This window comes from Psychromonas sp. 14N.309.X.WAT.B.A12, from assembly GCF_030397575.1.
GTDB lineage: Bacteria > Pseudomonadota > Gammaproteobacteria > Enterobacterales > Psychromonadaceae > Psychromonas.
Genome location: NZ_JAPNXS010000011.1, coordinates 75,045 through 98,861, shown reverse-complemented (window position 1 = coordinate 98,861; position 23,817 = coordinate 75,045). Strand labels below are relative to the sequence as shown.

Annotated in this window: 24 protein-coding genes; 18 read left to right on the top strand and 6 right to left on the bottom strand. The window is 37.5% G+C overall.

The genetic code is table 11. The features are described from left to right. Positions 1–282: 282 nt before the first annotated feature. Positions 283–1,263 (bottom strand): rhodanese-related sulfurtransferase, encoded by a 981-nt coding sequence (locus OW492_RS14195; RefSeq protein WP_290040912.1) that lies wholly within the window; start codon positions 1,261–1,263, stop codon positions 283–285. A 333-nt stretch (positions 1,264–1,596) separates the two neighbouring features. Between OW492_RS14195 and OW492_RS14190 the strand changes: the two genes are divergently transcribed. After that, on the top strand, positions 1,597–2,610 hold the full coding sequence (locus tag OW492_RS14190; RefSeq protein ID WP_290040910.1) for an AraC family transcriptional regulator: 1,014 nt from the start codon (positions 1,597–1,599) through the stop codon (positions 2,608–2,610). Between the two features lie 140 nt (positions 2,611–2,750). Beyond that, positions 2,751–3,275 (top strand): lipocalin family protein, encoded by a 525-nt coding sequence (locus OW492_RS14185; protein ID WP_290040908.1) that lies wholly within the window; start codon positions 2,751–2,753, stop codon positions 3,273–3,275. 5 nt (positions 3,276–3,280) lie between these two features. Here the strand turns inward: OW492_RS14185 and OW492_RS14180 are convergent, their stop codons facing one another. Both OW492_RS14180 and OW492_RS14175 read right to left on the bottom strand, forming a co-directional pair. Then, positions 3,281–3,937 carry an HAD family phosphatase gene (locus OW492_RS14180; RefSeq protein WP_290040906.1) on the bottom strand — a complete coding sequence of 219 codons (657 nt, stop codon included), beginning with the start codon at positions 3,935–3,937 and terminating at the stop codon, positions 3,281–3,283. A 76-nt stretch (positions 3,938–4,013) separates the two neighbouring features. Further along, positions 4,014–4,886, bottom strand: a complete 873-nt coding sequence (locus OW492_RS14175) for an EamA family transporter (protein WP_290040904.1) — start codon at positions 4,884–4,886, stop codon at positions 4,014–4,016. 113 nt (positions 4,887–4,999) lie between these two features. Here OW492_RS14175 and OW492_RS14170 point away from each other — a divergent pair, with 113 nt between their 5' ends. The 9 genes from OW492_RS14170 to OW492_RS14130 all read left to right on the top strand — a co-directional run bounded on the left by OW492_RS14170 (position 5,000) and on the right by OW492_RS14130 (position 13,524). After that, entirely contained in the window at positions 5,000–6,400 is a 1,401-nt protein-coding gene (locus OW492_RS14170) for a PLP-dependent aminotransferase family protein (RefSeq protein ID WP_290040902.1), read from the top strand. A gap of 2 nt (positions 6,401–6,402) precedes the next feature. Beyond that, positions 6,403–6,618, top strand: a complete 216-nt coding sequence (locus OW492_RS14165; protein WP_290040899.1) for a DUF3820 family protein — start codon at positions 6,403–6,405, stop codon at positions 6,616–6,618. A 30-nt stretch (positions 6,619–6,648) separates the two neighbouring features. Next, complete coding sequence (locus tag OW492_RS14160; RefSeq protein WP_290040897.1) at positions 6,649–7,644, top strand: DUF2860 domain-containing protein; 996 nt, start codon at positions 6,649–6,651, stop codon at positions 7,642–7,644. Positions 7,645–7,889: 245 nt separating this feature from the next. Beyond that, complete coding sequence (gene putP / locus OW492_RS14155) at positions 7,890–9,383, top strand: sodium/proline symporter PutP (RefSeq protein ID WP_290040895.1); 1,494 nt, start codon at positions 7,890–7,892, stop codon at positions 9,381–9,383. A 247-nt stretch (positions 9,384–9,630) separates the two neighbouring features. Continuing rightward, complete coding sequence (locus tag OW492_RS14150) at positions 9,631–10,086, top strand: YHS domain-containing (seleno)protein (protein WP_290040894.1); 456 nt, start codon at positions 9,631–9,633, stop codon at positions 10,084–10,086. A 1-nt stretch (position 10,087) separates the two neighbouring features. Beyond that, positions 10,088–10,588, top strand: coding sequence for a hypothetical protein (locus tag OW492_RS14145; protein ID WP_290040892.1), 501 nt, complete (start codon positions 10,088–10,090; stop codon positions 10,586–10,588). A gap of 9 nt (positions 10,589–10,597) precedes the next feature. Then, entirely contained in the window at positions 10,598–11,446 is an 849-nt protein-coding gene (locus OW492_RS14140; RefSeq protein ID WP_290040891.1) for a hypothetical protein, read from the top strand. Beyond that, positions 11,446–12,351, top strand: coding sequence for a cyanophycin synthetase (locus OW492_RS14135; RefSeq protein WP_290040889.1), 906 nt, complete (start codon positions 11,446–11,448; stop codon positions 12,349–12,351). Before OW492_RS14140 ends, OW492_RS14135 begins: the two co-directional genes overlap by 1 nt. Positions 12,352–12,414: 63 nt before the next feature. Next, the gene (locus OW492_RS14130) at positions 12,415–13,524 is read left to right on the top strand and encodes an MFS transporter (RefSeq protein ID WP_290040887.1); all 1,110 of its coding nucleotides are present in this window, start codon (positions 12,415–12,417) and stop codon (positions 13,522–13,524) included. Positions 13,525–13,577: 53 nt separating this feature from the next. Here OW492_RS14130 and dapB read toward each other — a convergent pair whose 3' ends face one another. From dapB to OW492_RS14115, 3 genes are all read right to left on the bottom strand, one after another. Further along, positions 13,578–14,309: a 4-hydroxy-tetrahydrodipicolinate reductase gene (dapB, locus tag OW492_RS14125; protein WP_290040885.1), complete on the bottom strand. Its 732-nt coding sequence runs from the start codon at positions 14,307–14,309 to the stop codon at positions 13,578–13,580. 8 nt (positions 14,310–14,317) lie between these two features. Beyond that, positions 14,318–14,641 (bottom strand): DUF2956 domain-containing protein, encoded by a 324-nt coding sequence (locus OW492_RS14120; protein ID WP_290040883.1) that lies wholly within the window; start codon positions 14,639–14,641, stop codon positions 14,318–14,320. Between the two features lie 142 nt (positions 14,642–14,783). Next, a complete protein-coding gene (locus OW492_RS14115; protein ID WP_290040881.1) occupies positions 14,784–14,996 on the bottom strand; it encodes a DUF1289 domain-containing protein in 213 nt (70 codons plus the stop codon). Between the two features lie 199 nt (positions 14,997–15,195). Between OW492_RS14115 and OW492_RS14110 the strand changes: the two genes are divergently transcribed. The 7 genes from OW492_RS14110 to OW492_RS14080 all read left to right on the top strand — a co-directional run bounded on the left by OW492_RS14110 (position 15,196) and on the right by OW492_RS14080 (position 23,809). After that, a complete protein-coding gene (locus OW492_RS14110; RefSeq protein ID WP_290040879.1) occupies positions 15,196–17,538 on the top strand; it encodes a fatty acid cis/trans isomerase in 2,343 nt (780 codons plus the stop codon). A gap of 151 nt (positions 17,539–17,689) precedes the next feature. After that, complete coding sequence (locus tag OW492_RS14105) at positions 17,690–18,520, top strand: HDOD domain-containing protein (RefSeq protein WP_290040877.1); 831 nt, start codon at positions 17,690–17,692, stop codon at positions 18,518–18,520. A gap of 488 nt (positions 18,521–19,008) precedes the next feature. Beyond that, a complete protein-coding gene (locus tag OW492_RS14100; RefSeq protein ID WP_290040875.1) occupies positions 19,009–19,872 on the top strand; it encodes a YicC/YloC family endoribonuclease in 864 nt (287 codons plus the stop codon). 415 nt (positions 19,873–20,287) lie between these two features. Next, positions 20,288–20,905, top strand: coding sequence for a TetR family transcriptional regulator C-terminal domain-containing protein (locus tag OW492_RS14095; protein WP_290040873.1), 618 nt, complete (start codon positions 20,288–20,290; stop codon positions 20,903–20,905). A gap of 173 nt (positions 20,906–21,078) precedes the next feature. Next, on the top strand, positions 21,079–22,035 hold the full coding sequence (locus OW492_RS14090) for a PDR/VanB family oxidoreductase (protein ID WP_290040871.1): 957 nt from the start codon (positions 21,079–21,081) through the stop codon (positions 22,033–22,035). Between the two features lie 2 nt (positions 22,036–22,037). Then, positions 22,038–23,333 (top strand): hypothetical protein, encoded by a 1,296-nt coding sequence (locus OW492_RS14085; RefSeq protein WP_290040869.1) that lies wholly within the window; start codon positions 22,038–22,040, stop codon positions 23,331–23,333. Beyond that, positions 23,330–23,809, top strand: a complete 480-nt coding sequence (locus OW492_RS14080; RefSeq protein WP_290040867.1) for a RidA family protein — start codon at positions 23,330–23,332, stop codon at positions 23,807–23,809. The genes OW492_RS14085 and OW492_RS14080 overlap by 4 nt, the downstream gene beginning before the upstream one ends. Positions 23,810–23,817 lie beyond the last annotated feature (8 nt).

The following is a 23,817-nucleotide window of genomic DNA, read 5'->3' as shown; positions in this document are numbered from 1 at the left end:
TAGTTATCGGCAGATTTATAAAAAAATGAAGTTTTTTTTCATTATTTATTTAAAATTATGCTGTTACTGCGCAATTGAACTTAGACTGTAGTGGCTAAATTATCTTACTTCAACAAAATTGTTCGATATTTATACTTTTTTTAGGAGGAAAGGGTAAATATAGCTGTTTTTAGTGATTCTCGGGATGGTGCACGGATAAATGAGATATTAAGCCTTAGGCTATGGTTAGTATCGTTTATCTATCAACAACACGTTTGTGTTGTTGATATCGGGTATGCCAAGTTAAGCTTTTTCACGTTGTTTCATTTTTTGAGCTTGTTTGATTGCTCTGTTTTCTTCTAGTTGAGATACCGCTTCTGAACCGATATGGTTTTGACCACGCTGTTTAGATAAACGAATTTGTTTCTCACGCTCAAGGAAACGTTGCTTTTGCTCTTCAGAAAGGGAGTCGTGACATTGGTGACAGCTCACGCCTTGCATGTATTTCTCTGATTTCTTATCTTCTTCAGTGATAGGCAAACGACAGCCATGACATTGGTCGTACTGACCTTTTTCTAGCTGGTGGTTAACTGATACGCGATTGTCAAAGACAAAGCATTCACCTTTCCACATTGTTTCTTCTTCTGGCACTTCTTCCAGGTATTTCAGTACACCACCTTCTAAGTGATAGACTTCATCAAAACCTTGCTCTTTTAAGTAAGCTGTTGATTTTTCACAACGGATACCACCAGTACAAAACATAGCGACTTTTTTATGTTTTTCTGGATCTAGGTTTTCCTTAACATACTCTGGAAATTCACGGAAGTTAGTGGTTTTTGGATCCACTGCATTCTCGAAGGTACCGATGCTAATTTCGTAATCGTTTCGTGTATCAACCAATAATACTTCAGGATCGCTGATTAATGCGTTCCAATCTTTCGGCTTTACATAGGTGCCCACAGTGCGGTTTGGGTCTATCCCTTCTACACCCATGGTTACGATCTCTTTTTTCAGTTTCACCTTGGTACGGTAAAATGGGTTTTCATCGTCAAATGAAAACTTAACAGTCAATGAAGCTAAACGCGGATCCGCTTTTAACCAATTTAGGACGTTATCAATACCTTCTTGTTCTCCTGCAATAGTACCGTTGATACCTTCGCTAGCTAACAATAAAGTGCCTTTAACTTGGTTTGCATTCAATATATTGAGTAATGGGGTTTGAATCTCTTCGTAATTTGCTAGTTCAACAAACCTATATAAAGCACAAACAACTGTATTTGACATGTATTTTCCCTCCTTCTACGGACCGAAACGTAAATTAGCCACGCATTATACGAATAGAAATGGCATAAGCAATTTTTATATTGCCTCTATTTTAATCTAATTAACTAAAGAAAATATTAATAATTGAAACTTAACAAGTTTCTCAAAACTCGCTAACCAAGCTTTTATCTTATCCATAAAAGTTAAAAATAGATTGATAATATTTCTCCAAGATCAAATAAAAATGAATTAATGTTCTTTTGTGGGTAGAAAATCTGGTTAGTTAGTGTTTAATGTCTATACTGAAACTAATCAATTTATATTAAAAACAAAAGTTTAGAGCGAGGTATATGTATGCCGATACGTTTACATTTAATTAGAGCAAGTCATTTGAGCGTTATTGTTCAGTATGTACGTACATTATCTTTGCCTGTGGAAGCCTTACTAGAGCAAGCGGACTTAGATCATATAGAATTGGATAATTCAAATCAGTTGATTTTAGAAACTAAAGTTTGGCGCTTTTTAGAGCTTGCTGCGGAAATGAAGGGAATGTCACATCTAGGTGGTTTGTTAGCAGAAGACAGTCATTTATCGGAGTATGGTGAGTTTACTAAGCAATTATTAGAGGCTGATAACTTGTACCAAGCTTTGCATTTTTTAATTCATAAAATTGGTTTGCATAATAATAATAGCCTGTTTTGGCTTAAAGAAAGTGAGCAATGCGTTTGGATTTGTCGACCACAATATCCTTATGTTAAAGATAAACTGTGGCAAGCCGAGCAGCATGTGTTGAGTTTGCTGTGTAAAGTCATCGAAAATTATGCAGGTGATGGTTGGCAACCTAAAAAGATAAAATTACAAGATACTGTAGGGTTGGGCCTTGATCAGTCTCGCTTCTTTAATGATGCTGAAGTAGAGCTAGGACAGCGTTATTCTGCAATTGCTATTGAGCATGACCTATTAGAAGATCGTCATCTATCTAAAACGTTTTCTAATTCATCTAAGTTGGATTGTATTCCAGATTGTTTTTTACAAAGCTTTAAGCTGTTGTTAAAGCAGAATTATTTTGGTCAAGGTTGGCTAGCTGAAAATATTGCGAGTTCATTAGGAACCAGTGTTCGTACATTAAAAAGGAAGCTTCATGAACAAGGCACATCTCTTCGTAAAGTTTTCGATGAAGTGAGATTTCAACAAGCGTGTGACCTTATTAATCAAGATATTTATGATTATCAAGAATTGGCAGAAAAATTATCTTATACCCATGTGAATAATTTTGTACGCGCTTTTAAACGTTGGAGTGGCATTACACCTAGAGAGTATATGCGTTTACGCGATCAACAGTTATTGAATAAGAATGGATTTTGGTGAGTTTATTATCAACTTAAGCAATTGATTCAGAAACCGTTAATACATGAGCATCAAAAAATAAGTATCAACCATAGTTAATGGTGGTCTTATATATTTAAGCATACGTATTAAGTTACATCATGACGATTAGGGGAAGATAAATGAGATTTTTATTGTTGATGGTTGCCGTTTTATTACAAACCAGTTGCACAGGTATACCCGAAGGCATGAAAGCCGTTAAAAATTTTGATAGTGAACGATACTTAGGTACATGGTATGAAATCGCACGTTTAAATCACTCTTTTGAAGAGGGATTAGAACAAGTTACAGCCACCTATTCAATGCGTGATGATGGTGGTATAAAAGTGGTTAATAGAGGTTATTCAACTGATAATCAACAATGGAAAGAGGCGGTTGGTAAAGCCTATTTTGTAAACGATGAGAATATTGGACATTTGAAGGTCTCTTTTTTTGGACCATTTTATGGCTCATATATTGTATTTAAAATGGATCAGGTTGATTATCAATATGCTTTTATAAGTAGTTATAACCATGAATATTTGTGGCTTTTATCGCGTACACCAGAGGTAAGTGAAGCGGTAAAACAAGACTTTATTAAGACAGCTAAAGAATACGGCTTCGAAACTGAGCAGCTTATTTTCGTTAATCAACTGCCAGCTTCATAATGCTTTTAACTGACTTTTTGGAGATCATCTAGTACATCATTAAGCGATGTCTTGATATTATGTCCCAATGCAATGATGTCGGCATCAGGTACTACTAAGTCTGGTACCTGATAGACTTTCATCTCTGCGGCTAAAGCAGAAATAACCCCGTTACTTGAGTCTTCAAAAGCTAAGCAAGCTTGTGGCGCTACTTTTAATCGCTGCGCAGCTAACAGAAATATCTCAGGATGTGGTTTACCATTGGTGACTTCACACCCACTACTAATATGTTCAAAATAATGCTCAATACCGGCTAATCGAAGTTTTGTTGCGGCGAGTTTCTGATGTGTAGAGGTTGCCACTGCTACTGGAATAGACTGAGATTTAAACCATTCTAGTAAAGCAATAACTCCCTCTTTTACTGGAATCGCTTGTGTTTCAACAATTGGCCAATAACCATCCATCCAGGCTTTGCGCAATGGAGCATATTCGGTATATTGTGCGTAATGATTCATTATCGCTTCTTCAATGCCTTTTGCATTGCGACCTATAATTTTGAGGTAAGCACTTTTAACAAAAGGTAAAGATAGTTGCTGACAGGCTTGTTCAAACGCTTGCATACAGACACGTTCAGTATCCAGTAGCAAACCATCCATATCAAAAATAGCAGCTTGGTAAGTCATAACACACTCAATCAATCAATCAATAATTGTTGGCTAGTGTACCTGCTTTTTACAATCTATAAAGTAGTGAAAAATCCTATACCCATTTTTTAAAAGGTTTAAAGGAGATAAATCCAACAAACACACCGCTAATGACACAAAGGCTGGCAACGAGTGTGACTGCACTAATTTGTTCTTGATAAAACAGTGCGCCTCCTAGTAAACCAAAGATAGGCACCAATAGGGTTAAAGGCGCCACCATAGTTAATGGGTAAGAGATCAATAAACGATTCCAAATCCAGTATCCTAACAAGGTGACTGGATAGGCTTGAAATAAAACCGAAAAAATAACACGTCCATTAAGCTGAGTTGATAAGGTGTTGAAAGGTAAACTACCTGACTGCCAGTAAACCATTAAAAATAATGGAATAGGTGCGCATGCCATGGCCCATAAACTGAAAGCAAATACCTGTTTGGGTGCCGCTTTCTTTACGGTGATACTCGCCAAACTCCAAGCAAGTGCGGCACATAAGATCAATATTAATCCTGATTGAGTAATCGAACCATTGGTAACCGTTAAGCAGAGTAATAAACCTATTATGGCCAGAGCACTTCCTATTATTTTATTGATAGAGAGTGTCTCTTTTAATAGGAAATAGCCTAAGAATAAACCAAATACGACGTTCATTTGTAATAAAACCGATGCCATACCCGCACTTAACCCTGCTTGAATTGACCAGGTTGCCATTCCCCAAATACCAATAGCAAATAACCATCCATAAACGATTAAATATAACCATGACACATTTGGTTTTTTAACAAAGAAGATAGCGGGTAAAGTCGCTAAGCTGAAGCGTAATGCAGTTAGTAATAAGGGATCAATCTCGTTAACACCTAGTTTAATAACAGAGAAGTTTAGCCCCCAGACTACCATCACTAATACACCTAATATTAAATCGTTTCTTTTCATTATTTGCTCTCTATTGATTTACTTGCTCTTGTGTCTATTATCAAACAAACTAAAAAAGAGAACAGATACAATAATTGTAAATTAAAGCGGTACAATTTATTAAGGAAGCGAATATGAGGTATAAAGAATTAGCAGCACAATGTATACAACAAATTGAATCTGGGCAATTGGCAGTTAATACTAAGATGCCTTCTTTACGTAACTTTAAATTGTTACATAATGTCAGTATGACAACCGCATTAAATTGTTATCAGCATTTAGAGTCACTAGGCTGGTTATTAGCAAAACCACAATCAGGTTATTATGTTGCTAAACAATCAGTGATAGACAAGAAACCAAAGGCTCCGACGATAATCTCCTTTCAAAGTGCAACAACTCAACCATCATTACCAAAGCTAAATAATCCATTTGTAGATCCATGTCCATTAGGGATTGCTCGTTATGACCCTAGCTTAATGCCTGTGATTAAATTACAGCAAAGCTTCAAAAGAGCGATGAAGCTACAGGGGGATTTGTTAAGTCATTACCCTCATCCCCAAGGAGAGATAAGTTTTAGAGAAAACCTAAGCATGCATTTCAAGAGTGTCGACTTTCATTTTTCAGCAAAAGATTGTGTTGTGACCCATGGTTGCTTAGATGCGATACGCACTGCTATTGAAATCACCACGGGTATTGGTGATGCCATTGCCATTAGTTCTCCCTGTTTTTCTGGTTTATTGGAACTATTAGGTGTAATGGGGCGACGAGTTGTTGAAATTCCATCTGTTAAAGAAGGGATAGATCTTGAGCAACTGCAAAAACAGATGCAATTAGGTACTATAAAAGCTGGTTTATTTTGTACTTCTCATATGAACCCGCAAGGCACATCTATGAATGCTCTGCAAAAACAAAAATTAGTTGAATTAGCGACGCGTTATAAAGTGCCGATTATCGAGGATGATGTCTATCTTGAGTTGGGTTTTCAACAAGTCATCCCTTTACCTGCAAAACATTGGGATAGGGAAGGCTATGTACTGTGGTGCGGTTCGATATCTAAAACCATTGCCGCAGGTTATCGACTAGGCTGGTGTTTACCTGGACGGTATTTAGATGCTTATTTACGACAACGTTTATTTGCGAATCAGGGGGTTACATCGCCTTTACAACTTGCTATTTCTGATTTCATAGCCCGTGGTGATTATATCAACCACCTCAAAAAGGTGCGTTTACATTTACAGCAACAAACTTTGTTGTATATGACTTATCTACAGGGAAATTTACCCGAAGGTAGTAAAATAAGTCACCCTGCAGGCGGTTTTGTATTATGGATTGAGGTTGCTAAGCTTAATACTAACCAATTAAAACCATTAGCGAGACAAAATAAAATCGATATTCGCATTGGTGATGAGTTTAGTACGCTAGGGTTGTATTCACATTGCTTTCGGTTAAATATCGGTTTTAATATGACAGCTACGCAGGTAGCTTTGCAGTTATCCTGTTTAATGAAATTGATTAAAATCTGCTTAAAGGAATGAATATGTTAGATAACCCACAGGCATTAAGTGATGCAATTAATCAAATTATGCCATTTGGTAAGTACGCGGGAAGTAAATTAATCCATTTACCTGAGCCTTACTTAGTCTGGTTTAATAGCAAAGGTTTCCCTGAAGGTAAGTTAGGTGAGCAACTTGCACTAATTTATGAAATAAAATTGAATGGTTTAGAAAAAATGCTTGTCCCATTAATTAAGTAGTATGGGGTAATGTGTATCAAAGGAGTGAGTATGTTGCAAATTATCAAGTGGTTATCTATACCGGTTTTATTGGCTAATCATGCTGTGATTGCTGAGCCGCTAAGTAAGGAAGCTGGTTGGGATGTTACATTGAGTGTAAATGTAGGATACAGCGGTGGTACATCACAATTTGATACTGACGATGATAACCAAGTCACTGACAATTTAAGTAATAGTGGTCAATTCTCAGGATCGAGTCTGACTTATCCATTAGGTCGAATACAGTACACTTTAAATAGCCGTCATACCCAGTTTTTTTTAGGCAATAGTCGAGATCAAGTCTCCACAGCAAAATTTCAATATGAGCTCGGGGTACTACATCAGTTTTCTGATGATACTAAGTTCACTTTTGCATTCTTTCCTAAATTGTCCTTTTTAAATGAAACATGGTCAGATCCATTTGTTGAAAATAGTGACCGCGATACCACGGATATTAGTGTTGGTGGGGCAAGGGTTGCAGTGGAACGAATCTTTGGTTCTCCATTTACACTTAAATATGCGGTGGCCAGCAGTAGCATTGATGATGAACAGAGTGGACAAAGTCAGTTAATGGATGCACAGGAAATAGCGGCATTACAACGCGATAGTTTATATCAAAAATTCGAAGTAGAAACTTTGTTTCCTATTGATCGTGGATTATTGCTGAAACCAACTTTGCAATACACTCATCGTAATGCAGAAGGTGATGCAAATAGCTTTGATCAATATGTTGCTCAAGTGGCGCTGATGTTATTTAGTGATAGACACACATTAATTACTACCTTAAGCGCAGGTAAGCGTTTCCATCAACAAGAAAATCCTATTTTTGATACAACACAACAGGTTAATACTTTCAGTATTTTTTCTTTATATAGCTATCAACGTCCCTTTAATTGGAAGGGCTGGGATTGGACTATGATGCTCGGATATAGCAGAGAAGATGCCAATATTGAGTTTTATGATAGTAATCGCTTTATTGTCTCAACAGGAATGGCTTACCAATTTTAGATAGATGAAATGTGCTTATATTTCATCCAGTTTTCTTTAAAAGCCACTTCTCCTAAGTGTGACTTAGATCTCATTAATTGGCTTGAAATCAATCAAATTGTTTTAATAATAAGCGAAAAAACCATAAATCAGACTATTTAATGACTATTTTGTTAGGGTATTGTTAAGAACTCTAATTAAGGAATGATTGTTGTTCTCGTTAATACTAATTTATCACAGGGTAGTGTTTAGGAGGGTTATTTCTTATGTTGGATCAAAATGTTGCAGTGATCGCAACTTTTCTTTTTTATTTAGCGATGATGATGGGTATTGGATACTGGGCTTATCGCAAAACCGTCAATTCATCTGATTACTTTTTAGGAGGACGTCAATTAGGTCCATGGCCAACAGCTATTTCTGCCGGTGCTTCGGATATGAGTGGTTGGTTATTATTAGGTTTACCAGGTTATGCACTGGTCGCAGGCTACGGTTCATTTTGGCTTGCTGGTGGTTTGCTTATTGGTAGCTGGTTAAATTGGCTTATATGTTCAAAGCGTTTACGTACTTACACTATAGTGACTAATGATTCATTAACATTACCTGACTATTTTGCACGTCGTTTTGAAGATAAAAGCAAGTTACTACAAACTATTTCTGCTTTCTTCATTTTACTATTCTTCCTTTTTTATACCAGTGCTGGTTTAGTGGCTGGCGGTAAATTATTCCAAACAGTATTTGACCTTGATTATAAGATTGCCGTGATCATCGGTACTGTCTGTGTAGTTTCATACACTTTATTTGGTGGATTCTTAGCGGTATCTTGGACGGACTTAGTACAAGGTTTGTTGATGTCTGCTGCACTGATTGCTGTGCCATTAATTGCTATGGATGGTTCATTAGGCGATTTAACATCTTCTTTAGCATTAAAAAATCCAGAGCTGTTATCTGCTTTCAGTAATACTGATGGTACACCGATGACTGCCATTGGGATTATCTCTTTAGCGGCATGGGGATTAGGTTACTTTGGCCAACCGCATATTTTAGCGCGTTTCCAAGCTGCAAGTAGCAATAAAGACCTAACGACAGCTCGTCGTATTTCAGTGGTTTGGACCGCTTTATCTATTGCAGGCGCTATTTTAGTTGGTTTAGTCGGCATTGGCTTTGTCGATAACAACTTAGGCGGAGTGTTAGAAGACAGTGAAACTATCTTTATGTTATTGGTTAATAGTGTATTCCACCCAGTGGTTGCAGGTATTTTATTAGCGGCTATTTTAGCGGCGATTATGAGTACTGCTGATTCACAGTTGTTAGTTTCTTCTTCAGCATTAGCAGAAGATTTTTATAAGCAACATATCAATCCAGAAGCTAGTTCAGAAAAAGTGGTGCTTGCGGGTCGTTTAGGTGTTGTTGCTTTGTCATTAATCGCTTTATTCTTAGCCTTCAGCCCGGATAGCTCAGTATTAGGCTTAGTATCATACGCATGGGCTGGGTTTGGCGCTGCATTTGGTCCAGTTATTGTTTTGAGTCTATTTTGGTCTCGTATGAACCGAGCTGGCGCACTAGCAGGTATCCTAGTGGGTGGTGTGACAATAGTGGTATGGAAACAGTTAACTGGCGGGTGGTTTGACGTATATGAAATTGTCCCTGGTATCGTATTTGCAACCGTAGCGATTGTTGTTACTAGCTTATTAAGCAATGAACCAAGTGAAACTATGTTAGCCAAACATCAAGAGATGAAAGATAAACTCTCTGTTTTATAACTGAACTTTTATCTCTCATTTAAGCCTCATTTAAGTAATTAAATGAGGCTTTTTTGTTTCTGGCGTTTGACTATTTGTATTTTTAGTCTTTACTTATCAGAAGTTTATAGCTCTTAATGGGTATTATTTTAGGTGGTCAATATTGGAAATATAGCGATTTTATTAAAATATTAATAAATAAAAGCAATAAAAATAGCACCACTAAGGTCTAGTTGTTTACATTTATTTATATAAGGGCAGGGCGAATATGAAAAAGCTATTTTCAATGTTACAAATGACGTTATTAATGGGATTTGCATTATTACAAAGTGCAAATGCAGCTGACGCAATTTACACTAGCTATTTCAGTAATAAAGCGGCTGGTGGTTACGATGTGGTTGCTTACTTCACTGAAAACAAACCAGTCGAAGGCGACAGTAAATATACCTTAGAATACCAAGGTGCTGATTGGTACTTCTCAAGCGCAGATAACTTAGCGTTATTTAAAGGTGATCCTGAGAAATATGCTCCTCAATACGGCGGCTACTGTGCATGGGCAATGGCAAGTGATAATACAGCACCTGGAAAGCCTGCTTTCTGGAGTGTTTATAAAGGCAAACTTTACTTGAACTATGATGAATCTGTTCAAGCAACATGGGTTAATGATAAAGATAAGTTTATTGAGCAAGCTGATCTTAATTGGAATAAATTAAACAAGGAATAACATGAAAATATTACCTATTTTTAGTTGGGCAGTTGTAGTGTGGATCGCTAAGGTATTTTTACTATCGCTACCTTACAAGTTTACGTTACACCCAGATACACAGCATATTTTCGGTACGATCGGCGCGTGGATGCAAGGTTTTTTAGGCGACACTATTGGTTCCCTATTTGCTAACTACGGTTCATATGCTGTTGGTAGCGTAGAGTTAATTACATCGCTGGTGTTATTATCACCTATTGTATTTTGGATACTTAAAAAAGTCGGTGTATTATCGTGTGCGCCAAGTCGTTCGTTGATACACGCCATTGGTGGGTTAATGGCTTCTGGTGTAATGGCTGGGGCTACATTCTTCCATTTATTCACGCCATTAGGTATCGAAGTGATACATGAAGGTAAAAGTGATGGCGGAAGTCTGTTTTATGCTGCGGTGTCTATTCTCATTTTAGGTTTAATCTTATTTGTTGCTAATTATCGTGACTATAAAAGTAAAGTAAGCCAGTAAGGAACGTTTTTGTTAATTCGTATTTCGTTAGTACTTTCTTATATTCTCTGGTGTTGCCGATTTTTGGTAGCACCATGGAAGTACTTCCAACTAAACGCTAATTATTTTAATCAAGATTTACATATATTTTCTAAGTTAGATATGGATTTGTTGATACCTGAGCAATGGCGTTTATTACAGTTTGTAGATAAAGGTGATGATCAAACAGCGAAAAATCCGGATACCTATCCAGTTTTTTTGAAGCCTGAGTGGGGACAAAACTCGCAAGGTGTATGTCGTATAGACTCGCCTGAAGCGTTACAGCAGCATCGAGCTAATCGTCCCGTTCATGGTCCTCGTTATTTGATTCAAGCCGCTGCAAAGGGAAAAAGAGAGTTTGAAATATTCTTTATTCCGGGCGCAACCTCAGATCAGTCATCGGCTATTATATCGGTGACAGAAACCTGTAATCACAGTGATGATGAGATGCCAGTAAACGGTATTTATAATAAAGATACTTATTATAAATCTTGTATGCCTGAACTAAATACACAACAAATACAAAAAATAGAAATGTTATTCTCTCAAATTGGATCGTTTCGTATTGCCCGCTTCTGTGCGCGTGCAGACTCTTTAGAAGCTTTGCTCAATGAGCAGTTTTCTATCGTTGAAATTAATGTGTATGTGCCTATGCCATTAATTTTATTGATTCAAGAGATGACTTTAACGTCTAAATTAAAGTTTATCTTTGCGAGTATGAAACAATTAGCTTTAGTAACTAAAGATATTCCCGCTTCGCAACCGGTGAAGTCAATTTTCTTTCAAAAACTACAATCTGCTCGATTATTAAAATCGAAATTAAAAAATGAGCTTTCCTAATGAATATAAAAAAAATAATTTATGCTTGGATCAGTAAAAAATTCATGGGCGGTTGTAGCAACTACAATAGCTTAGAAGTACGTCGTAGTTGCAGAAGTAAAGAGCAAGCTAGAGATAGATTTAAGCAAGGTAATATTCCACATGCACAAGGATTGATCTTTTTTAATCCATTTGCGGCAATTCGTTTTGCTAAGCAACATGGCTTTCCCTTAGTGATTAAACCTAACGTAAGTGGTTTTTCACGCGGCAGTCATTTCCCTATTCGAGACTATAAAGAATTATGGAAAGCTATCTTCTTAGCGAAACTATGGTGGCCATTTACGGTTGTTGAGCAGTTTTTAGAAGGTAAAAACTATCGAGTTGTAGTTGCTAATGGCAAAATTGTTTCTGTATTACAACGTTATGCTCCTTCAGTAAAAGGCGATGGTGTCGCTACAATTCGTGAGTTAATGCGTAAAGAAAATGCAATCCGCGAAAAAATGAAGCTGTACCCTGTTATTTCAGCGTTGAAAGAAACGGCTCAATCACGTGCATTTTTAGCAAAGCAAGGGTTAGACTTTGACTCTGTTTTACCAGCAGAACAACGAGCAACGCTGTTTTATCGTATCTCTTTAGCGCCTGGTGGCGTGGTAGAAGTAATTGATAAGCAGTTATTACCAGAAGCAAATCAAACTTTGTTTAAAAATGTTTTAAATTTGTTTGATGCCAATATTTTAGGTATTGATGTGATCTTAGAAAAAGGGATTGAGTTTGATTATCGTGAACAAAAATGTATCTTCTTGGAAGTAAACTCACGCCCCTACTTGAAAATGCATGCTTACCCTCGTTACGGTGAAGCTGAAGACCTCAGTGAGTACTTTGACGAGTTAGATGCATTAGAAGTTAAACAGTCTGACACCTTCTAAGTGTCAGCTTTAACACGCACTTTTTACCTTTTTACAGGATTTCACTCCTTCCTGTTAGGGTTAATGCCTTTATTTATTGCAGTCATTCTGTGGGATAAAGGCCTTACCATCAGTGATATTTCCTCGTTTATAGCCTTAACGGCCGTTGGCTTTGTCGTCGCTTTGTATTGTTGGGATCGTCTGCGGGCTCAGCATGATTGGGGTAAGTTAATAAGTTTATCTTTTATCTTACAAAGTCTGTTTGTAATGTTATTAATTTGCGGCAATGAGCAGCTGATAGCTACTGCTGGCGCTTTAATAAACGGTGCGGCAGGGTGTTTCTATTGGTCAACTCAACGTCTGTTATTTCAAGCAATCACTGAAGATAAAAACACCGGTAATACCTTTGGTAATTTCCAAATACTAGTGGTGTTTGCATTAAAAATCGGTGTGTTAATTGGTAGTTACCTGTTGGGGATGGAATACTTTAGTGGCTTGTTATTACTCTCTTTTGTGCTGTCGATATTGGGATTTTTATTGGTACACAAAAGCTTAAATAGTAATACACAGCTTGAAAAACTAAAACAAGTACCTGCCTTTACCCTAAAGCAAGTGGTTAAATTTCAGGATCAACATCGTTCATCCTTAATTTTTGTGGTTGATGGATTATTTTTATTCTTAGAAAGTTATTTTTGGATGTTAACTATCTACATGTTAACCCAAGAGAACGTGATGCAATTAGGGCTTATCTTAATTGCTTTAAGTATTTTATTAGCTTTGATTTTTTTTGTTATTAAAAAATATATTGATAGAGTTGATACTCAAAAAGTCTATCGAATTGCAGTACTAGGTTATGCTTCCTCGTGGGTCATTCGCGGAGTGCTGGATATTGAAATGGATAGCATCTTGATTTATAGCGGCTTATTACTTGCTGCCTTCTTAAGTAACTTTTTCCGTCTGGCATTTAATAAACGATTCTATGATATTGCTCGTCAAGACAAACCAACACGTTACATTATCTGTAAAAGTTATTATTCTCAGTTTATGTTAGTGGTCTTTTTTAGCATTATAGCGGTATTTACCATGGCCACTGATACTGCGCTTCATCAGTTACAGGTGATTTATTACCTGTGTACGCCATTAGTTTTAGTTTATTTTGTATATGGGCAACATAGCAAACCAGCAGTGGTATAACCTAAAACGCCAGCGAGATGCTGGCGTTTTGTTTTGATAGATAGAAAAAAGCCTTAGTCCATCAAATACTCTAAGCCATAAACTAGTTCAGTGCGTTTAACCACTTCTTTACATGCTAGACAAATGCCTGGCATGAATGATTCACGATGCTGAGAGTTATGTTCGATTTTTAAGGTCTCACTCAACCCTCCAAAAAACACGGTTTGTTGTGCTACAACGCCCGGTAAACGAATAGAGTGTAATTTCACATTATTTAATTCTGCACCACGTGCACCTTCGATTAACTCTTTATCGCTGCAAGGTGTCGCCGCTTTAGTACGCGCTGCTGAGATTAACTCGGCTGTGCGGATACCCGTACCCGATGGGCTTTCTTCTTTTTGTGGGCTATGCGCTTCAATGACTTCAACATCAGGCAAGTATTTTGCAGCTTGAACTGCAAATTTCATCATTAATACTGCGCCAATAGAGAAGTTAGGTGCGATCAAGCCTCCTAGTTTCTTTTCTTGCGCTAGCGCTTGTAACTCTGCTACTTGTTGCTCAAGGAAACCACTGGTGCCGATCACAGGGCAAGCACCAGCATTAAGAATAGTTTGTGTATTATTAAAACCTGCAGACGCCGCAGTTAAATCAACAACGACCTGTGCCCCGGTAGATTTGATTAATGCTGCTAGATCATCGCCAAAGTCACATTCTGCAACGAGTTCTAATTCACTATCATTATTCACTGCTTTTACGGCTTCACTGCCCATACGGCCTTTTGCGCCGTTTACAATTACTTTAACCATGGTTGTTCCTATTGATTTAAAAAGTGGTAACTGACAAATCCAATCCAGCTTATGGCCAATAAGACCCAAGGCAGAATAGAGGTGCTAGGTTTATGAGGGATATTTGTATTGGATTGAGCATCTTCAATGGGCACTTTTTTCTTTTTTGCCTTGTTGGCTTCGCGCTGTTTGCTTTTAGCTAATTTTTTATATTCAGCAATGCCTTTTTGAATACCTTGGGCAACCAGTTTGGTTTGCTCCTTAGTTTGCCCTGGCTTTTGCACTTTCTTAGCCATTGCCAGTGCTTCATCTTGTGTTTCTTGTGATATTGCTGGTTTAGTATATTTAGCCATTGATGCTCTTCTTTATGTTACTTTTTATCTTTTTTATGTTTCTTTTTTTGTTTCTTCTGCAACTTTTTTAATTGCTTGAGTGTTTTCTTTTTGGACTTTTGCTTACCGCTTTTCTTGGTATCCTCTCCGAGTAAAGCGTTAGTTACTTTTTTTGTGCATTCTTAGAACGCTTAGTCGCCTTCTTGGTAATATTCTCTAGAAAATTTTCTGGATCGTCGTAATTATATTTAACCAAATGCTCTACTAATAATTTAGTAATGACTTGCGTTTCAGTGATTTCGTCTCGGCTTCTACCGCATCCACCGCAACTTTTTTTGTTACTTGTACAATCACCTGTGCACGGACTAAATTTCATCTAATGTACCTTGTATTTTTGATCATAAGACTGCGCATTGGGTGGCGGTCTTGTTTAACTCGTGTTTAAATAGATTATAAAAATAATCATGATCTACTTTCTATTCCTATACAGTCCGTTGTATAGCAAATTCGATATATAGTTAACATGCATTTTAATAAATTAATCCCATATTCTAGCAATTTTAGAGAGCCTATTCATGACTTTTAAAGTTTTAATTGTATTACTGTGCAGTTTACTACTTACCGCTTGTTCCGATGTTGAAGATCAACTTAATAAAGATTATGGCAAAGAGCAACCAAGACCAAGACAATTAAGCACTGATGATACATTAGCCGAAGAGTTTCGTGACCAAGTCATGCCGTTATTAGAAAAGCGCTGTGTGGTTTGTCATGGCTGTTATGATGCGCCTTGTCAGTTAAAACTATCCTCTCCTGAAGGGATTGACCGCGGTGCAAGTAAAGAGCTTGTTTACAATGGCCAACGTATTCTAGGTGCAGCACCTTCACGTTTATTTATTGATGCGGACAGCACTGAAGAGTGGCGCCATAAAGGTTTTAAATCTGTTATTAATGAACGTGATCAAACCATGCTGGCTAACTTACAAGGCAGTGTGATGTATAAACTATTACTGCAAAAAGAGCGTCACCCTCAACCGCAAGGTGTATTACCAGAACAGTTTAATTATTCCTTAAACAGAGAAGATCAATGCCCAGATATTAATGAACTAGGGGAGTATGAAGAAGATTTTCCTTTGTCTGGCATGCCCTACGGCTTACCTAACTTAAGTCATGATGAGTTTAAAACGTTAGAGCAATGGATTTCCCGTGGTGCGCCTATGTCCGAACCTTTAGCGTTATCCGATGAAACAGTAAAACTGGTTGATCATTGGGAGCAAAAGCTCAACGGCGACTCGCGTAAAGAGCAGTTAGTTGCGCGTTATATTTATGAACATTTATTTATCGGCCATATTTACTTTGATGCTCTACCTATTAGCACTGAGGCACCTCCGCGTTTTTTCCACTTGATACGATCTTCTACTCCGCCCGGTCAACCAGTGAAAGTGATTGCTACACGTCGCCCTTATGATGACCCTAAAGTAGAGCGTGTTTATTATCGCTTAGTCTTAGACAGAGCGATTACGTTAGCCAAAACTAATTTACCTTACGTATTCAACGAGCAACGTGAAAAGCTTTGGGATGAGCTTTTTTATGATGCCGATTTCAAGGTTAACTCATTACCGGATTACAGTGACTTTAATCCGTTCTTGGTATTTAAAGATATCCCTACCTATTCGCGTTATCAGTTTATGTTACAGGAAGCATATTTCACTATTGGTGGGTTTATCAAAGGTCCTGTTTGTCGAGGCCAAGTGGCGGTGAATGTAATCAACGATAAATTCTGGGTATTCTTTGTTGACCCAGAGTCTAGCGGTAATAAAGACGTTGACCAGTTTGTTTATCAGCAAGCAAATAATTTGAGATTACCTGCAGAGTCGAGTAGTGATAATTTATCGTTAACAGAATGGTTGTCTTACGCCAAAGGTAACAGGCAATACGTTAAAGCAAAGAGTGACTTTATTAAACGTGAAATGGATAATATTGAGGGCTTAACTCTAGATAACATATGGTCTGGTAACGATAACGCTGCTTTAACCGTTTTTCGTCATATTGACAGTGCCACTGTGGTAAAAGGAGCGTTAGGTAAACAACCAAAAACAGCTTGGTTAATTGATTATCCTATACTGGAGCGAATCCATTATTTATTGGTGGCTGGCTTTGATGTATATGGCAATGTTGGACATCAGCTCACCACGCGCTTATACATGGACTTTTTACGTATCGAATCAGAAGCAAACTTTATTTCTTTCATTCCTAACGAATATAGAAAACCTGTATTAACAAGTTGGTATATTGATGCAACAAAAGAGTTAAGTGAATATCTCAATGATAAAAATCTAATGAATGCTCGCCCTTCTGGTATTCAATTCAAGACAGATTTTCCTAAAGTAGAGTTATTAAACAAACTTAAACATTATGTCTACGATCCTGAAATGTTACGCGCTAAAAGCGAGCAGTATCGGGTACCACAGGAAGATATAATATTGAAACGTTTGAATAATTTAGATAACTCAGTGGTGCTGTCATTACCGCAAGTCTCATTCGTAGTCGTGGAAGATAATAATGGAGAAGACCGCGGTTATACAATATTGCGTCATAATGAACATGAGAATGTTTCAAGCTTATTAAATGAAGCCGCTAATCGCCTGACCGCTAAAGACAACTCAGAAATATTTAAAGGTTTTTTAGGTACTTATCCTGGATTAATCTTTAAAGTGAATGCCACAGATGAAGAGGATTTTGTTCGTTTATTTTCACAGGCGAATGATAAAGAAAAATTCGCAACTCTGATGGAAACCTACGGCATACGTCGAAGTAATCCTAAATTTTGGGAGGTGAGTGACCATTTACATGACCTCTATTTACAACAAGACCCTATTGAGTATGGTTTATTTGACTATAATCGCCTTATTAATCGTTAGATTATTGCCTCCAGAGTTATGATGATTAATTTATGTTTTGATTTATCATAACTCTTTATAAAAATATCTCTAATTAGGTGTTTTTTGTTTGATTTTATTTAGATTAACTACTATTTTGTTGAATTAATTATTCAATAGGCAAAATACACTGATGGAACTCACTGCTGATCTTTTTAAAGATGTTAAAAAGCTACCCGTTTTACCGCTAATTCTTTTGGAATTGATGGATTCTTTTTCTGACGAAGATACCCGTGTGGAAGATATTGCAGCAAAAGTAGCAAAAGATCAGTCGATTAGCGCGAAGGTGATCCGTATGGCTAACTCTGCAGTTTACCGAAGAGGCAAAGAGGTCGAGTCCATTGAAGAAGCTGTTATTCGACTAGGCTTTAATCAAGTCAGAAGTATTGTCGTAGCGGCTACCTTATCAAATGTATTTCCTGATACACCTAGTTTCGATAAAGACAAATTTTGGGAAGAGACCTTTATTACAGCGAGTATTGCTAAGCATTTAGCAAAACATACAAGTATAAACAGTGATACTGCTTTTACTTGTGCCATGATGCATAATATTGGTGAGCTTTTATTGCAAACCATAAAACCTGCTGAGTGTGGTTTGATTAAAATTGCCATTGATGCTGGACAACCTCGCTTATATGCTGAACGAGAAGTGCTGGGGTTTGATAACACACAAGTTGGTGCTGCTTTAGCTAAGCATTGGAGCTTTTCTTCAGTATTTGTCGATGCCATTGAACAGCAATTAGATCCGTTAGAGTATGAAAACACTTCACAAGCAGCGGTATTGATCCGCCTTTCCGTTTTTACTCGTTTTGCTTGGTCACTTAACCTGCCGCCTGAAATTATTATTAAACGTTTCCCTGAGCCGTTGACTCAAGCAATCAATTTAAAAACAGAAGGGCTGTTAGACACCTTTACTAAGATGATTGAAGAAGGTCAAACATTAGCTCGCGATATTAAAAGTTAAGAGAAAATATATAATCTTCCTTAGTTTTTATATATTTAAAATTTATGGTTAGGTTTATTACCTAGCCATTATTAATACCTCCTTTTTACCATCAACATAAAAATACCTCCTAATCTACTGAACTTGAATGAGTTCATTCACTGTAACCTTTATTCCTAAACAACATTTTAATAGCAATCACAATAAATTGCTTATCAATTTTACTTGTTAAAATAGCCCATTTCTTTGTTGTAAATTTCGTAAAAGGAACAGTTATTTACGTCTGAATGGAACTGTTTTTCCAGCGCAAAATTTAGACAGCGTATTTAATGTAATCGGTATGATTAATTTGCTATTTTCTTAATTGAAGTTAAGTCCCTATTAAAAAATATGACATTAAATGACGCATTATGATTTTGTTATATAAAATCAATCGCAAATTGCAGCTCGGCGTAGCATGTTTGGGGAATAGTCAGTTATACTCGTGATTCAAATTGAGAGGGGAAAGTATGATTTACAGTATGACGGCATTTGCACGCAAGCAATTAAAAGGTGATTGGGGGACAGCAGTTTGGGAGATCCGCTCTGTGAACCAACGTTATCTTGAAACATATTTTCGTTTGCCTGAGCAATTTCGTGGTTTAGAAACAAAATTAAAAGATACATTTCGTAAGCGCTTGGAGCGCGGTAAAGTTGAATGTAGTTTACGTTTTGAAGCTAACTCAACAAGCAGCACATGTCTGAATATGAACCAAGAATTAGCAACTCAACTAATACATAATGCACAATGGGTTGCTGAACAAATGGGGACAGGCCAAATCAATCCTGTTGATATCTTAAAATGGCCAGGCGTAATGCAAGCGCCAGAGCAGGATATTGATGTGGTCAGCGCAGAGCTTATGGCTGGTTTTGAAAGTACGCTAAATGACTTTATCGACTCTCGTGCAGCTGAAGGTGCAAATCTAGGTGTATTTATCGAACAACGCTTAACTAATATCAGCGAACAAGCAGCGAAAGTTCGTGACTTTATGCCAGCCGTACATGCTTGGCAGAAAGCACGTATTTTGAAGAAATTTGAAGATGCTAAAGTTGATTTAGATGGCACACGAGTAGAGCAAGAATTAGTACTTTTGGCGCAAAAATCCGACGTTGCCGAAGAATTAGACCGTTTAGATTCACATGTGTCTGAAGCACGTAACGTACTAAAAAAAGGTGGCGCTATAGGTCGTCGTTTAGACTTTATGATGCAAGAGTTCAACCGTGAGGCAAATACATTAGGCTCTAAAGCAATTAATACTGACATCACCGCTGCAGCTGTTGAATGTAAAGTGTTAATAGAACAAATGCGTGAGCAAGTACAAAATATTGAGTAATATCAATGTTTTGTCTTTAAAATAGTAAACAAAGCCTCGCATTTCGAGGCTTTGTTGTTTTTATACCTAGTTTAATGTTTATATATTAACTTATACCCATGGTACTTCAAGATGCGCTTCATAAAATTGAAGTCTACTGTTCTACAGTGAAATTTTATAACAAAGCAGATTGTCGTAAGTTGTCTTGCCCTTCGAGGCGTAAGCTCGGAAATCAGCGCTGTGTTGCATCAATCGAAAAGGAAATAACCATTACCTCATGATGCGTCTTGCTCTGATATCCGAGCTTGCGCCTGACAAAGCATCTTGAGGTAGTATGGGTATATATAAATAACGATATTATTATTGTTTCGTTATGGTGCAAAATTTATTTGTTACGCACTTATTAAGTGCATGTTTTTTTATTGAGAGAGTCATTATGCAGAGCAAAATCAACCGCATTGAGATAAATAAAAATATCCTTAATGCGGCGATAACTGAGTTTAGTCAACATGGGTATATTGGAGCATCAACTCAAGCTATTGCCCGCCGTGCGGGACTTGCCAAGTCACAATTACATTATTATATAGGCAGTAAAGAAGCGCTTTATCAACGAGTGCTAGGAACTTTATTTGAAGCATGGGGAGATCTATTTGAGTTTGATACCCAAAAAACTTCAACACCTGCTGAAATCATTTCTCATTACATAGATTTGAAACTCAGTTTTGCACTTGAGCATAAAGAATTATCTCGTATTTTTACCGTGGAAGTCATTAGTGGCGGTAAAAGCTTATCGACATTTTGGCCTGATGCAATGCTCCGTATGTCGAGTAATATAGAAGTCATTAATGAGTGGATAGAAGAAGGAAAAATTCGTTCTTTAGATGGTCGTTTATTAATGATGAATATATGGGCTTTAACCCAGTACTACGCTGATTATGCGCTACAAGCTGAAGTCATTTTAGAAGGATCTTTAGACGATCCTACCTTGCAGGAAAAAGTACGACAAGAGCTCAATGATCTTATTTTATTAGGTTGTGGTTTAACACCTCAATAACATTATTTTCATAAATTAAAATCCCTACTTAATTGGCTTGTTTGTTAAGCCAAGTCTTACCTATGTTTGTCTGTTTATCTTTTCGTCTTTTTATTGTTAATACAGTGTTATTCAATTGTTGGCATCAAACATGCAATTAATTTGTCCAATCGGACAAATTAATTGGTTGGTGTATGATTGAAGATAAAAAGATACAAGTTCGCATTTCAGAAATTGAAGTGTTAACAGAAACAATATGTCGCTATCGTTTTGAGTCTCTGAATAAAGAGTCTTTACCTGCTTTCTCTGCAGGTGCTCATATCGAAGTTGATATTAATGATGACTTCACTCGAGCTTATTCCTTATGTAGCGACCCTAGCGATGCGCATACCTATTACGATATTGCTGTTAAAAGAGAAGAGCTGGGACGTGGAGGTTCAAAAGCATTTCATCAAGTAGCTAAGGTTGGTGGTGTATTCTCCATTAGTACACCGAAGAATTACTTTTCTCTATCAGATACAGCGGAACATCACCTATTGATTGGCGCGGGTATCGGTTTAACACCGATGATCGCGATGGCGCATACATTAACCGCTGAACATAAAGATTTTACATTTATCGCTTGTGCTAGTGGGTTAGCAGGGTTGCCTTTTTCTTCACAGTTATCATCTCGATCCTGGTCTACACAACTCTGGTTAGCTGGCCGGGCTAGTTTTCATTTTGCTGACTTGCTAGTTAATTTACCAAAACAGGTTCATGTGTATTGTTGTGGTCCAAATGGTTTTCTGGAGCTCGTAAAAGAACAATGCCTTGCTTCAACTAGTGAACCACTACCAACCGAACAATGGCATGAAGAACGATTTACAGCTACAGGTGTGTCTGCGAATAGCGATAGTTTTGAATTATATCTACGTCAAAGTGAACAGCGTATTTCTGTTGCTACGGGAGAAAGCATGGTTGAAGCATTGCATAAAGCTGGAATAAAAGTAGATACCGTATGTGAGCAGGGTATTTGTGGAAGTTGCTTAGTAGCGTGGAGTGATGGGGAGCCTATTCATCGAGATCAATGCTTAGAAGATACCGAACGAGATGAGTATATCGCCTTATGCTGTGGTGGTTGCAACTCTCAAAGCCTAACCTTGGAGCTATAATTATGCGTCCTTCTATACCAACACCTGTGTCTCAATGGTTAACTAATTTACGTTTACCTGAATGGCTATTACCAACAGATTGGCCATTGTTAAATGGATTACCGCAGCTAGCTCATGTTGAAGTGAGTGCAGGAGTTGTTTCTAAATTAACGCCAATACTACCGAGTGATGTGATTGATTTTATCGATATCGATGGAGCTTTATGCTTGCCGAGTTTAGTTGAAGCTCATGCACATCTTGATAAAACATTTACACGTGAGCGTATTGGTAATGTTACGCCTGGATTGTTAGGTGCTATTGAAGCAATGCACCAAGATAAATCTAAGTGGAGTCATAATGACCTTTGGCTGCGTGCAGAAAAGGCTTTACAGCAAGCTTATTCAAATGGTGTCGCACATATACGTACACATATTGATTGGGATAGCGAGCAAACGCCAGCGGCTTGGAATGTGTTACAAGCGTTGGCTAAAAGTTGGCAGCATAAAATTCATCTTGAACAGGTAGCACTTGTCCCTTTAACACTTCTTGCTGATAAAACATTTACTGACAGCATACTTCAAAAAGTGATATCCACAGATCTTGGGATAATGGGATGCTTTATACACAGTGTTAACTTCAATGCCGATGCGTTTGAATATTTAATTAAACGAGCTGCGCAGTTAAACATAGATCTAGACTTACACATTGATGAAGAGCTTGCCGAACAGCCTCAAGGGCTTATGTGTTTGTTAGATTGTTTAGAAACAGTTCCTTTTAGTGGGCGTATTGTGTGCGGACATGTCTGCGCATTAAGCTCATGTGAAGAGGCATTAGCAACTTCATTATTGGATCGTCTTAGCAAACAACCTATTACCTTAATCTCCTTACCAACGACCAATTTATTATTACAAGATGCCGAGGTTGAACGTACGCCTAAGTTACTTGGTTTAACGCTTCTTAAGGAAGCGAAAACCCGCGGTATTCCAACCATGATTGCAACGGACAATGTGCAAGATGCCTTTTGTAGCTTTGGCGAGTATGACCCAGTTGAAGCGTTACGGTTAGCAACATATGGGGCGCAATTAAGTCATGTTTTTGATAGATGGTCGCAATCTATTTGTGATGCCAACTACTTATCCAGCGATCTTCCAACCTTTAATTTAATAGGTAAAAGAGCTGACTTCATTGTGTTTGATAGCAAAGATGTTTGGAGTTGGCCAAGTGGTGAAATGCGTTTACTTATTCGAGATGGCGGCATTATTAAAGCGAGTAAGCAAGTGACTACTTCTCTGTTTAACGATCAAAAGGGGATCTCATGAAACCAAACACAAATCAAAAAAATGCAGGTCAAGGTGCACCATTAGCGCGTTACGCTGCGACGAAGCGAGTGGGGGATTTTATTTTCTTCTCTGGTGTGATCGCTGTAAACCCTAAGAAAAAAATCATTGTACAAGGTTTTGATGATATTCCCGCTGAGGTTGCTGATGCGATCGGTCGAACTGGCCAGTTTTCTGCTGACTTTAAGCAACAAGCTATTTTGTCTCAGAGTTGGTATGTGCTGAATAGTATTCGGCAGCATATTGAGCAACAAGGTGGAAAAATGAGTGATGTATTTAAGCTCGTTCAATACTTTAAAAACTTAGATCATTTCCCACTTTTTAGTCAAGTGAGAGATCAATTTTTCCCGGACGAACCACCTATTTCAACGATCGTTGAAGTTAGTGCGATGCTGCCTAGTGAGGATATTTTAATTGAAGTGGAAGCAACTGCTTACTTACCTTTAACATCATTATAGAGAGATTA